Here is a 12,711-nt window from a genome sequence, read left to right as displayed (position 1 = left end):
GTTGCGGTGCTGCGGACATTCCGATCCTCGGATCAAGTCCGAGGATGACGGCGTTGATGGCCGCTCACCCCTCCCCATCCGGATCGCCGATCCGGCTCCACGGCCGGTCGCCCCGCACATCGGCCGCCCAGACCGCCCGCCAGCCGTCGTCGCCGCGCCACAGCTCGACCGCTCCGCCGCGGGCATAGTCCACGCCGTCCAGCACCAGCCGTGACGCGCAGGCCTCCGGCAAGCCTGTCACGACGGCCCGTACGCTGACCACCTCGGCCGACAGGCACAGGTCCGCCATCTGGGCCGCTGACGGCTCGGTCCGGCCCCACCACAGCGCCACCGGAGCCGTCGCGGTCTCGGGCACGCAGGACGTCCGCCGACAGACCCAGCCGTCCTCCGGCCTCGGCGTCAGCTCCAGCCCCCGCCGTCGCGACCACAGGTCGGCCGCGAACTCGCGCACCCCCGGCCGCACGACCACGGCCTGATCCCCCTCGCTCCAGGCAGCGTTCGTGCCCGCGTCCCCGATCCACAGCGTGGGCGTCTCCGCCCTCGGCCACAACAGCACCGCGCAGGCGAACGGCAGCCCCAGCCATCGTAGCCGCCCTTTCCAAAGACACAGGAACAGCACGCCCACGAAAGCGATCGGCAGGACGTAGTCCGGCGCGCTGGCCACCGTCCGCACCGCGCCCGGCAGGCTTGCCGTCCAGTGGCCGATGGCCAGCATCGCCTCCACCCCCTTGCCCGCGACCCACAGGAACGGCCCGCCCAGCCCGAGCGGCTCCAACACCGCCCCCAGGGCCAGGGCCGGCATCATCACGAAGTCCGCGATCGGCGAGGTCGCCAGATTGGCCACCAGCCCATAGACGGCCGCTCGGTTGAAATGCTGGATCGCGAACGGCCCCGTCGCCGCCCCCGCGACCAGGCTCGCCGTCACAGCGATCGTCAGCCAGTGCCCCGCTCCCTGAACCGCCGCGATCGGCCAGGGCACGCCCATGCCGCTGGCGCGGGGCGGCCAGGCCTCGGCCAGGGCGACCAGGGCCGCGGTCGCCGCGAACGACATCTGGAACCCCGGCGTCACGATGGCCTCGGGCTGCAGCGCCAGCACGATCATCGCCGCGACCGCCAGGGCGTGCATCGTGACCGCCGGCCGGTCCAGCAGCATGGCGACGAAGGCCACCGACGCCGTGATCGCCGCCCTCTGCGCCGGGGCTGGCGCGCCCGACAGCACGAGGTAGCTCCAGACCGCGATCAGGCCAGCCACCGCCGCCACCTTCTTGCCCGAGACCCTCAGCGCCAGCCACGGCCAGGCGGCGACGCCCAGCCGCACCGCGAAGAAGACGAAGCCACCGACGATCGCCATGTGCAGGCCCGAGATCGACAGGATATGCGCCAGACCGCTGTCGCGCATGGCGTCCAGGTCCGCGCGCGCGATCCAGGTCTCGTGCCCGGTCACCATGGCCGCCGCGATCCCGCCCGTCCGCTCCCCCAGACGCGCCACGATCCGCTCGGCCAGGGCGAAGCGCACAGAGTTGACCCGCATCGCCAGGCGGATCGGCCACGGCGGCTCGGGCAGCACCGCCTCGCGCGTCGGCCCCAGTCCGAACGCCGTCCCGCCCATGCCGAGGAAGAATGCGTTGCGCCCGAAGTCATAGGCCCCGGGGCTGGCCGGCGGCGGCGGCGGATTGACGATGGCGAACAGGCGGATCGCGTCGCCCGGCCGCGGCGGCTCGCCTCGCACCGTGGCTCTCAGCCGGATCGGCGTCGCCTCGGGCTCCAGCCCCCGGACGCGGACCGGCGCGATCACCACCCGGTGACCCCGGTCGCCGGGGCTGTCGACGTCCATGACCCAACCCTCGACCGTCGTCGGTTCGGCCATGGCCGGGGCGATCGGCGCCGTGACCCGCTCGGTCCGCGCCTTGGCCACCGCCAGCCCCAGCGCCAGACAGGCCACCAGCATCAGCGGCAGTGTCACCGCCCGCCCCGCCCCGCGTCCCTTCGCGCCCAGCCACACCGCCGTCGCCAGCCCCGCCGCCAGCACCAGCGGCCACAGCGGCGGCTCGGTCTTCAGGGCGAAATAGATCGCGGCACCCCCGCCGAACGCGACAGGGGCCCACAGCCGCCAGCGCAGGGTCTGGGCGACGACCTCGGTCCTCAGCCCGGCGCGGATGCGGTCGCCCGGGCTGGGATTCGCGGCGTCGGGCGGTATAAGGGCGGCCCCATCGGACCCCCTTCCCATGCCTTCAGCCTCCCCCCAGGTCGTCACCCGCTTCGCCCCCTCGCCCACCGGCTCCCTCCACATAGGAGGCGCAAGAACGGCGTTGTTCAACTACCTCTACGCGAAGGGTCGGGGTGGCAAGTTCCTGGTCCGCGTCGAGGACACCGACCGCGAGCGGTCCACCGACGAAGCGGTCAAGGCGATCTTCGACGGCCTGTCCTGGCTGGAGCTGTTCGCCGACGAGAATCCCGTCTTCCAGTTCGCCCGCGCCGATCGTCACCGCGAGGTGATCGATCAGCTGCTGGAGACCGGCCACGCCTATCGCGATTTTCTCTCCGCCGAGGAGACCGGTGCCCTTCGCGATGCGGCCAAATCCGAGGGCCGCGACTTCGTCTCGCCCTGGCGCGATCGCGAGCCGACGGTCGATGATCTGTCGAAGCGCCACACGGTGCGCTTCCGCCGGCCGCTCGATACCGCCGTGGTGGTCGAGGACGCCGTCCAGGGCACGGTTCGCTGGGACAGCTCCTCGCTGGACGACCTCGTGATCCTGAGGTCAGACGGCGCGCCCACCTACAATCTCGCCGTGGTCGTCGACGACCACGACATGGGCGTGACCCACGTCATCCGGGGCGACGACCACCTGAACAACGCCGCGCGCCAGAGCCTGATCTATGACGCCCTGGGTTGGTCGCGCCCGGTCTTCGCCCACATCCCCCTGATCCACGGCCCGGACGGTGCCAAGCTCAGCAAGCGCCACGGCGCCCAGGCCGTCCACGAGTACGCCGCCATGGGCTATCTGCCGGAGGGGATGCGCAACTATCTGGCGCGCCTGGGCTGGGCCAAGGGCGACGAGGAGCTGTTCTCAGATGACCAGGCGCGGGAATGGTTCGACCTGTCGGCCATCGGCAAGGCCCCGGCCCGGCTGGACTTCGACAAGCTGGCCCACGTCAACGCCCACTGGCTGCGCCTCGCCGCCGACGACCGCCTGGCCCAGCTGACGCTCGACGCCCACCTGGCCGCCGGCCGCGACCTGAACGAGGGCGATGAGGCTCGGCTTCAGCAGGCCATTCCCTTCGTGAAGGACCGCGCCAGGACCTTGGTCGAGCTGGCCGACCAGACGGCCTTCGTTCTCGCTCGCCGCCCGCTGGCGCTGGACGACAAGGCGCGCGCCATGCTGTCCGGCGAGACAGCCGAGCGAGTGGCCCGCCTGCGCGCGCGGCTCGCCCTGTTCCAGTCGTGGGACGTCTTCGCCCTTGAGGCCGAGCTCAAGGCCTTCGCAGAGGAAGAGGGCGTCGGCTTCGGCAAGATCGGACCCCCCATGCGCGCCGCCCTGACCGGGGGGCTCGTGTCGCCCGACATCGCCCGCATCCTTTCGGCGCTCGGGCGCGAAGAGGCGCTGGGGCGCTTGGATGATGCGCTGCAACAGACTAAGTGAACGTCCATAACCCTCGTGGCTCGGCCTTGATCGAGCCGCCGCAAACCGAAAAAGGGCCCTCATGACCGAAGCTCCGAAGTCCGCCGGAACGGCGACCCTGACCTATGGCGACACGTCGGTCGAACTGCCGGTCATGGCCGGATCGACTGGCCCGAACGTCATCGACATCCGCAAGATGTACGCGGCCACCGACGCCTTCACATTCGACCCCGGCTTCACCTCCACGGCGGCCTGCGAGAGCGCCCTGACCTATATCGACGGCGACGTCGGCACCCTGCTCCACCGCGGCTATCCGATCGACCAGCTGGCGTCGAAGTCCAGCTTCCTCGAGGTCTGCCACCTGTTGCTGCACGGAGAACTGCCGACCGCGTCGGAGTTCGCGGCGTTCGAGAATATCGTCACGCGGCACACCATGCTGCATTCGCAGTTCGATCGCTTCTTCGAGGGGTTCCGCCGCGACGCCCACCCGATGGCCATCATGGTCGGCACGGTCGGCGCCCTGTCGGCCTTCTATCACGACAGCCTGGACATCCACGACGCCCGCCAGCGCGAGATCTCGGCCATCCGCCTGATCGCCAAGATGCCGACCATCGCCGCGCGCGCCTACAAGTATCACATCGGCCAGCCCTTCGTGACGCCCCGGAACGAGCTGAGCTACTCCGAGAACTTCCTGCGGATGTGCTTCGCCGTCCCGGCCGAGGACTATGAGGTCAATCCGGTGCTGGCCAAGGCCATGGACCGCATCTTCATCCTGCACGCCGACCACGAGCAGAACGCCTCGACCTCGACGGTGCGTCTGGCGGGGTCGTCGGGCGCCAACCCCTTCGCCTGTATCGCCGCAGGCATCGCCTGCCTGTGGGGCCCCTCGCACGGGGGCGCCAACGAGGAGGCGTTGAACATGCTCAAGGAGATCGGCACTCCGGACAAGATCCCGGAGTTCATCGAGGGCGTGAAGGCCAAGAAATACAAGCTGATGGGCTTCGGCCACCGGGTCTACAAGAACTACGACCCCCGCGCCAAGGTGATGAAGGAGAGCGCCGACGAGGTGCTGGCCGCCGTCGGCGACCCCAACGATCCCCTGTTCCAGGTCGCCAAGGAGCTGGAGCGCATCGCCCTGAACGACGAGTATTTCATCGAGCGCAAGCTGTTCCCGAACGTCGACTTCTATTCGGGCATCACCCTGTCTGCGATGGGCTTCCCGACCTCGATGTTCACTGTGCTGTTCTCGCTGGCCCGCACCGTCGGCTGGATCGCCCAGTGGCAAGAAATGATGGCCGATCCGTCGCAGAAGATCGGCCGCCCGAGGCAGCTGTACACGGGTCCGACCGAGCGGGATTACGTTCCGATCCAGCAGCGGGGATAACTCCCTCTCCCATAGGGAGAGGGCTTGAGCGCACGGCGGCGAAACCGTCGTCCTGGCGCGAAAGGGTGAGGGGTTCTGCACTCACCGACTCGCACAGCAACCCCTCACCCTTTCGGCTTGCGAATCGCTTCGCTCTCCGAGCCTCAGGCCCTCTCCCTCTGGGAGAGGGTTTCGATGACCGCCTCCGCCGCGATCTCCGACGGGTCGCGCCCCTCGCGCCCCATCCGGTCCAGCGCCGCCGTCTGGCGCGCCGCCTGATCGGCCCGCGCCGCCGGGTCGTCCAGCAGCCGCGCGACCTCGGCGGCGAACCGCTCCGGCGTCGCCTCGGTCTGGATCAGCTCCTTGGCGATCTCCGCGTCCGCCGCATGATTGAACAGGGTCGCGTATCTGCCGGTGAAAAAGGGCTTCATGATCGCATAGCTGAGCGGCTGGAAGCGGTAGCCGATGACCATGGGCGCGCCCGCCAGGGCCAGCTCGGTCGAGACCGTGCCGGACGTCGCCAGGGCCACGGTCGCCGCCTTCATGGCCGCGTACTTGTCTGCCTCCGAAACCAGGTGCGCCCGGAACGGCCAGGCGGCGACGCGGGCGGCGACGTCCTCGGCCACCGTGCCGGCCGCGACGACCGCCACCTCCAGCCCCGGCCGCCCGGCTTTCGCCTGAGCCACCGCGGCCTCATAGACGGGCGTCATCAGCCGGATTTCGCTGGGCCGGCTGCCGGGCAGGACCAGCAGCAGAGGCGCGTCCGCCGCGATGCCTCGCGTGCGGCGGAAGGCGGCCGGATCGGCCCCGCTCATGTCGACGTGCAGGGCCTGGGACCCCACCACCGTCGTCGGCAGGCCCTCCTTCTCGAACCAGGGCGCGTCGAAGGCGTACAGCGCCAGCAGGTGATCGACCGACCCCGCCAGCGTCTTCGCCCGCCCCGGCCGCGACGCCCAGACCTGGGGGCCGACGTATTTGATCAGCGTGATGTCCGGCAGAACCGCCCGGATCGCCTTGGCCACACGGATGGTGAAGCCCCAGCTGTCGATCAGGACGACCGCGTCCGGCCGCTCGCGCACAGCGAACGCCACGGTGTCCGCCACCCGCGCCTTGACCCGGCCATAGGCGCGCAGGCCCTCGATCCAGCCCAGCACCGACAGCTCGGCGATGTCGAAGGGGCTGACGATGCCCTCGGCCGCCATCTTGGGCCCGCCGATGCCGACCAAGGCAATGTCTGGCTGTTGACCTTTCAAGGCCTTGGCCAAGCCTGCGCCAAGAGCATCTCCAGACGCTTCCGCCGCAACGAGCAGGATCTTCACGATCGGCCTCCGGCGCCACGACCCGTTTTTCTTCCGCTCATCCCCGCGAAAGCGGGGACCCAGTGCTTTTGCGAGGCAGGCCGGTATGGCGAAAGATCCTGGTGAGTGGCCCAAATCGGGGCGCGGACAGGACTGGGTCCCCGCTTTCGCAGGGACGAGCGGCAAGAGAGGGTCAAGCCACTACGACTGCGGTTCAAGCCGATCACGGCCGCGCTTCGCCCCAGACGAACAGACCCAGCCGGTCCGCCGCTTCGATGATCGCCGCCCGGTCGATCAGGATCAGCCGCTCCGCCACCCCGCCGATGCCCGCCAGCCCGGCCGCCGCAGCCATCTCAACCGTTCGCGCGCCCATCACCGGCATGTCGACCCGCAGGTCCTGGATAGGCTTGGGCGCCTTGCCGAGCGCGCCTTTCAGCGTCCCCGCCGAACCGCGCAGATCGGCGGGCAGACCGGCGACGCGGGCCAGCATGGCGTCGGTCCCCTCCTGCGCCTCGACCGCCAGGACCAGGCCGTCGCACACGACCGCGCCCTGGCCGATATCCAGTTCCCCGGCCTTTTCCGCGACGTGCAGCGCCTTCCTCAGGTCCGCCAGCTGATCCGCCGTAGGCGTCACCCGGCCGAGCGCCCCGGCCGGCAGGGTCTCGCCGCCCAGGATGTCGTCGGCCCCCTCGATGGCGTAGCCCTCGGCCTCGAATACCGACAGGATCTTCCTCAGCAGGGCGTCGTCGCCCTTCGTCGCCGCCGCGATGATGCCGGGCAGCACCGTCGCGCCCTTCAGATCGGGCTTCAGCGCCTTGAAATCCGGCCGGTTGACGGTCCCGGCGAAGCACACCGCCGCGCATCCGGCCTTCTTCAGGGCCGACAACACGCGCCCGATCTCGGCCATGCCCGCCTCGATCCCCGGATATCGCGCCAGATGCGGATCGGCGAAGGACGTCAGCCGCACCACGAACACCGGCCGTCCCTCGGCCTCGCACCGCGCCGCGATGGCCAGCGGCAGGGCCCCGCCGCCCGCGATCAGCCCCAGCCGGCCCCGGTCGGGCACGGTCACGCCTCCGGCAGGCACAGGGGCCGTTTTGAACTCTCACGAATGAAGGCGACGATCTCCATGATCTCGATCAGATCGCCGTATTCGATCTCGACCTTTGACAGCCGGTCAGCGAACACGCCCGGCCCCTCGAACAGGTCCCGATAGGCCGCCAGCAGCCGTCGCACGGCGTCCTTGCCGTATCCCTTCCGCTTCAGCCCGATCAGGTTCAGCCCGTGCAGCCGCGCGTGGTTGCCCCAGGCCGAGCCGTAGGGAATGACGTCGCGCGTCACGGCCGCCAGACCGCCGACGATCGCCCCCTGCCCCACCCGGCCGTTCTGATGCACGGCGCACAGTCCGCCCAGGAAGACCTTGTCCCCGATCCGCGCATGGCCGCCCAAGGTCGCCTGGTTGGCCATCACGACGTTGTCGCCGACCACGGCGTCATGGCCGACGTGCGCTCCCGTCATGAACAGGCCATTCGACCCCACCCGCGTGACGCCGGTCCCCCCTCCTCCTCCAGCATGGGGCGGCGTGCCCCGGTTGAAGGTGGCGTGCTCGCGGATCGAATTGTCCGATCCGATCTCCAGCCGGACGGGTTCGCCCTTGTAGCCGTTGTGCTGGGGGTCGCCGCCGATGACGGCGAAGGGGTGGATCACGGTCCGCGCCCCGACGCTCGTGTCCTGCTGGATCACGACATGGCTGACCAGATGCACGCCCTCGGCCAGGGCGACGCCAGGCCCGACCGTGCACCAGGGCCCGATCACGACATCGGCCGCAATCCAGGCCGACGGATCGACGATGGCGGTGGGGTGGATTTGGCTCACGGCGTCACGGGCTGTTCGACCGTCACGGCCATGGCCATGAACTCGGCCTCGGCGGCCAGCTTGCCGTCGATGAAGGTCTCGCCCCTGAACTTGAAGGCGTCGCCGCGAGCGCGCGTGACGACGACGTGCATGCGCAGCTGATCCCCCGGCCGCGCGGGCTTTCTGAAGCGGACGCCGTCGATGGACATGAACATGATGACCTTGTCGGCCACGGCGACGTCCAGCGTCTTGGACATCAGCAGCGCCCCGGTCTGGGCCATGGCCTCGACGATCAGGACGCCCGGCATGACCGGGTCGATGGGGAAATGACCGGGAAAGAAGGGCTCGTTGTGGCTGACGTTCTTGATGCCGGTGATCGAGGTGTTGACCACGAAATCCTCGGCCTTGTCGACCAGCAGGAAGGGATAGCGGTGCGGCAGCCGTCGCATCACCTCGGCATAGTCGATCGCCGTTCCCGGTTGTGCCACGCTGGCCTCAGTCATCCGTCCGCGCTCCCTTTCTCGCCACCTGTCTGGAGACCCAGATGGTCTCGCGCAAGAACTGGCGGATGGGTTTCGCCGGATAGCCGGACCAGGTTTCGCCGGCCGGAATGTCGGCCAGGACCCCCGCCCCCGCCGCGACACGCGCGCCCTCGCCGATCCTGATGTGGTCGCCCACCCCGGCCTTCCCGCCGAAGATCACGCCGTCGCCCACGACGACCGAGCCCGAAATCCCCGCGTGTCCCGCGATCAGGCAGTTCCTGCCGATGACGCAGTTGTGGGCGATCATGACCAGATTATCGATCTTGGTGTTCTCGCCGATGACGGTGTCATCGAATGCGCCGCGATCGATGCAGGTGTTGGCTCCCACAGTCACGCCGTCCTGCAGGATCACCCGGCCCAGCTGCGGCACATCCACGGGTCCGGCCACGCCGCCGGCGGCACCGAACCCGGCCTCGCCGATCCGCACTCCGGCATACAGTTTCACCCTGTCCCCGATCAGGGCGTATCCGATCGAGACATTCGGTCCCACGACGCAATCGCGACCGATCTGGACGCCAGGACCGATGACGGTGTTCGCGCCGATCTCCGTGCCTCGCCCGATCCGGGCGTCCTGGCCGATCACCACGCCCGGCGCGAGCCTGACGGTCTCGTCCTCACACGCGGCCGCCGCGCTGATCGGGTCCAGCCGCACCGGGCGGTGAAGCGCGACCGACGCCGCGGCCCAGGCCGCCTGGGGCGTGCGGGTCGTTATCACCGAGCATCCCGCCGGGGCGGCGTTGACGGCACCGGCCGGCACGAGCACGCATCCGGCACGGGTCGCTCTCAGGGCATCGACGAACTTGCGGTCGCCCAGGAAACCGACGGCGTGCGGCCCCGCGACGGACAGGGGCGCGACCCGGGCGATGCTCTGCCCGGAATCGCGAACGACCTCGCCACCCGTCAGGGCCGCGAGGTCGGCGACGCTGAGCGGGCTCAGCGTATCGAAGAAGCGGGGGTCGGGCGACACGCCCACCCCTTACTGCGCGGTCTGCGCCGGGACCGGCAGGCGGTTGAAGCTGAGGGTCGGCAGGGCGGTGTTCAGGCGCTGGATGGTGACGTCCGTCACGTCCATGGCCGGGTTGACGATGAACACGCTCTCGCGGTCCAGCAGGATGCCGCAGCCGCGCTCCTGATAGACGGCGACCAGGATCGGCTCGACCGCCTCGGAGATCAGGCGGCGCTGCTCGGAAAGCGTATAGCGCAACTCGGCCTCACGGGTCTGCTCCAGTTGCTGGGCCTCCTGGATGCGGGCCTGGAGCGCCTGACGGTCGGCGTCGGTCACGGCCGCGCCGCCGTTCTGCAGCCGGGTGAGCTCTGACTGGATATTGGTGGCATAGGGAGCCAGTTCGCCCTGAACCTCGGTGGCGAGCTGTTCCATGCGCGTCTGGACGGCCTGGCCGACGGTCGACTGGGCCAGCAGACGCTGGTTGAAATAGACGCAGACGCCGGGGATGACCGGACCCGGATTCTGCGGGCCCTGCGTCTGCGCGGTCGCGATCGAGGGCGCGACGGTGGAGGCGACGAGGGTGACGAAGGCGGCGGCGCCGATGGCGAGGAGTTTCATTCTGGATACCTTTTGCGGGACCGGATCGGCCCCCCGTTTAGAACTGGGTTGAAGTCGAGAAGCGGAAGGTCTCGGTGCGATCATAGTCCTCTTGGCTGAGGATCTTGCTGAAGTCGAAACGGATCGGCCCCATCGGCGAACGCCAGTGAACGCTGAGACCGGCCGAGGCGCGCAGCGACAGGTCGTCGGCGATGGTCGGGTCGGGCAGACCGTTGCTGTTCAGCGTGAAACGATTGTCCAGCACACCCAGGGTGCCGACGTCGGCGAACAGCGAGGTGCGGATGCCGTATTCCTCGGGCAGGCCGTTCGGCAGGGTCAGCTCGGCGCTGGCGACGGCATAGAAATTGCCCCCGAGGGCGTCGTTGGTGTTCAGGTCACGCGGCCCCATGCCCGCGTTCTCGAACCCGCGGAACGAGTTGCCGCCCTTGAAGAAGCGGTCGTTGATCCGCACCGCGTCGCCGTTCCAGCCGCTGACATAGCCCGAAGACCCGGTCACCGACACGATCCAGCTGGGCGTGATGCCGTAGTAGGCCGTCACGTCGACCTCGGTCTTCACATAGTTCACGTCGCCGCCCAGACCGGCGAAGTCCTGGCGCAGCGAGCCCGTCCATCCCCGCGTGGGCCGGATCGGGTCGTTGCGGCGATCGATCAGCAGAGTGTAGCCGACCGAAGAGTTGAGGGACGATCCAACCTGCTCGCAAAGGGCGCGCGATCCGCCGCCCAGGCCCGAGCAGAAACCCTGCGGGACGATGATCTCGTCGTCCTTGATGAAGTAGCGCGTCGACAGGCGGCTGTAGCCGTTCAGCGGATAGGTCAGACGCAGACCAGCGCCGGTCGAACGATAGTCGAACGAAGATTCGTCCTGGAAGTCGTAGCGCGAGTGGAAAAGATCGAAGCCCGCGCCGATATCCCGGCCGAGGAAACGGGGCTCGGTGAAGCGGAAGTCGATCTGCTGGCGCAGCGAGCCCCATTCGACCCTGGCGACCACGTTCTGGCCACGACCTCGGAAGTTCCGCTCCGTGATCCCCAGGTTGACGACGAAGCTGTCGACCGAGCTGAAGCCGGCGCCGACCGACAGTTCGCCGGTCGGCTGTTCCTCGACGGTGACGTTGACGATCGACCGGTCGGGGGCCTCGCCCTGCGTCTCCTCGATCGTGACGTCCTTGAAGTAGCCCAGCGCGCGCAGATTGTTCCGCGACCGCTCCAGCAGGGCGCGGTTGAAGGCGTCGCCCTCGGTCAGCATCAGCTCCCGGCGGATGACAGGATCGATGGTGCGGGTGTTGCCGACGACATTGATCCGCTCGACATAGACCCTCTGGCCCTCGGCGATGTTGAACGTGACGTCGACAGTGTCGGTTTCAGGGTTAGGGCGATAGGTCGGATTGATGTCGACAAAGGCATAGCCGGCGGACCCGGCGGCGAACGTCAGCGTGTCGACCGCGCTCTCGATCTTGTCGCTCTCGTACAGCTGGCCCGTGCGGATCGGCAGCAGGGCCTCCAAGAGGTCGGTGTTCAGCCGGTCATTCTCGGTGACGACGTTGATCTCGCCGAAATTGTAGCGGTCGCCTTCGTCGAGGGTCAGGGTGATGCCGAAGGCGCTGTCGTCCGGCGCCAGCTCGGCCACCGCCGAGATGATCCGGAAATCGTAATAGCCCCGGTTGGTATAGAAGGTGCGCAGTTGCTCCCGGTCGTAATCCAGCCGGTTCGGGTCGTAATTGTCGTTCTTGGTGAACAGCCGCCACCACTGCGACTGTTTGGTCACCATGACCTCGCGCAGCTCGCTGTCCGAGAACGCCTGGTTGCCCAGGAAGGTGATGGCGCGAACGCCGGTCTCGGGGCCTTCGTCGATCTCGAAGATGACGTCGACACGGTTCTGGTCCAGCTGCACCAGCTTGGGCGTCACCGTCGCCGAGATGCGGCCGGACAGGCGATAAAGCTCGATGATCGAGCCGACGTCCTCCTGGACGCGGGCGCGGGTATAGATGCCGCGCGGCGAGATGGTCACCTCCTCGCGCAGCTTGTCCTCGGTGATAGCGCCGTTCCCCTCGAACACGACCTGGTTGATGATCGGGTTCTCGACGATGTTGACGACCAGGTCGCCGTCCGCCTCCAGGCCGATCTGGACGTCGGCGAACAGCTGGGTCCGGGTCAGGGTGCGGATGGCCACGTCCAGGATGACCGGATCGATCGTGTCGCCCGGCTGGATCGGCAGATAGGACAGAACCGTCGTCTGATCGATGCGCTGATTGCCCTGGACCAGGATGCGATTGACGACGCCCGTCTCGTCCGGGATCTCCTGAGACGGAGCGATCTGGCCTGGCTGGACATCCGGCGCGGGCGCGGTCTGGGCCAGGGCGGGCGCGGCCGCCATCAGGGCCAACAGGCTGGCGGTCACGGCACAGGTCCGACGCAGGGCTCGGGCGTCCGGTGTCGTCGCGTCGCGGGTGTCGGTCAGGATCATTCGGGAAAC

Annotated in this window: 10 protein-coding genes; 2 read left to right on the top strand and 8 right to left on the bottom strand. The window is 68.8% G+C overall.

Annotation, left to right across the window (positions count from 1 at the left end; genetic code table 11):
• Positions 1 to 64: 64 nt before the first annotated feature.
• Positions 65 to 2,227, bottom strand: coding sequence for a ComEC/Rec2 family competence protein (locus tag ABN401_RS08555; protein WP_349684419.1), 2,163 nt, complete (start codon positions 2,225 to 2,227; stop codon positions 65 to 67).
• Between ABN401_RS08555 and gltX the strand changes: the two genes are divergently transcribed.
• Together gltX and gltA are read left to right on the top strand one after the other, a co-directional pair.
• Positions 2,226 to 3,641, top strand: coding sequence for a glutamate--tRNA ligase (gene gltX, locus ABN401_RS08550; RefSeq protein ID WP_349684418.1), 1,416 nt, complete (start codon positions 2,226 to 2,228; stop codon positions 3,639 to 3,641). The genes ABN401_RS08555 and gltX overlap by 2 nt on opposite strands.
• A 61-nt stretch (positions 3,642 to 3,702) precedes the next feature.
• Positions 3,703 to 5,004, top strand: coding sequence for a citrate synthase (gene gltA / locus ABN401_RS08545; protein WP_349684417.1), 1,302 nt, complete (start codon positions 3,703 to 3,705; stop codon positions 5,002 to 5,004).
• A 143-nt stretch (positions 5,005 to 5,147) separates the two neighbouring features.
• Here gltA and lpxB read toward each other — a convergent pair whose 3' ends face one another.
• The 7 genes from lpxB to bamA all read right to left on the bottom strand — a co-directional run bounded on the left by lpxB (position 5,148) and on the right by bamA (position 12,702).
• Positions 5,148 to 6,302 (bottom strand): lipid-A-disaccharide synthase, encoded by a 1,155-nt coding sequence (lpxB, locus tag ABN401_RS08540; RefSeq protein ID WP_349684416.1) that lies wholly within the window; start codon positions 6,300 to 6,302, stop codon positions 5,148 to 5,150.
• Positions 6,303 to 6,504: 202 nt separating this feature from the next.
• The gene (gene lpxI / locus ABN401_RS08535) at positions 6,505 to 7,353 is read right to left on the bottom strand and encodes a UDP-2,3-diacylglucosamine diphosphatase (RefSeq protein ID WP_432763540.1); all 849 of its coding nucleotides are present in this window, start codon (positions 7,351 to 7,353) and stop codon (positions 6,505 to 6,507) included.
• Positions 7,350 to 8,156 carry an acyl-ACP--UDP-N-acetylglucosamine O-acyltransferase gene (gene lpxA / locus ABN401_RS08530; protein ID WP_349684415.1) on the bottom strand — a complete coding sequence of 269 codons (807 nt, stop codon included), beginning with the start codon at positions 8,154 to 8,156 and terminating at the stop codon, positions 7,350 to 7,352. Before lpxA ends, lpxI begins: the two co-directional genes overlap by 4 nt.
• A complete protein-coding gene (gene fabZ / locus ABN401_RS08525; RefSeq protein WP_349684414.1) occupies positions 8,153 to 8,638 on the bottom strand; it encodes a 3-hydroxyacyl-ACP dehydratase FabZ in 486 nt (161 codons plus the stop codon). The genes lpxA and fabZ overlap by 4 nt, the downstream gene beginning before the upstream one ends.
• Positions 8,631 to 9,644, bottom strand: coding sequence for a UDP-3-O-(3-hydroxymyristoyl)glucosamine N-acyltransferase (lpxD, locus tag ABN401_RS08520; RefSeq protein ID WP_349684413.1), 1,014 nt, complete (start codon positions 9,642 to 9,644; stop codon positions 8,631 to 8,633). The genes fabZ and lpxD overlap by 8 nt, the downstream gene beginning before the upstream one ends.
• 9 nt (positions 9,645 to 9,653) lie before the next feature.
• A complete protein-coding gene (locus ABN401_RS08515) occupies positions 9,654 to 10,241 on the bottom strand; it encodes an OmpH/Skp family outer membrane protein (RefSeq protein WP_349684412.1) in 588 nt (195 codons plus the stop codon).
• 37 nt (positions 10,242 to 10,278) lie between these two features.
• A complete protein-coding gene (gene bamA, locus ABN401_RS08510) occupies positions 10,279 to 12,702 on the bottom strand; it encodes an outer membrane protein assembly factor BamA (RefSeq protein WP_432763539.1) in 2,424 nt (807 codons plus the stop codon).
• Between the last annotated feature and the right edge of the window lie 9 nt (positions 12,703 to 12,711).

The organism is Brevundimonas aurifodinae, from assembly GCF_040195595.1.
Taxonomy (GTDB): Bacteria; Pseudomonadota; Alphaproteobacteria; order Caulobacterales; family Caulobacteraceae; genus Brevundimonas; species Brevundimonas aurifodinae.
Note: the sequence above shows the minus strand (reverse complement) of the source record. Positions and strands in the feature narration are given on the sequence as shown.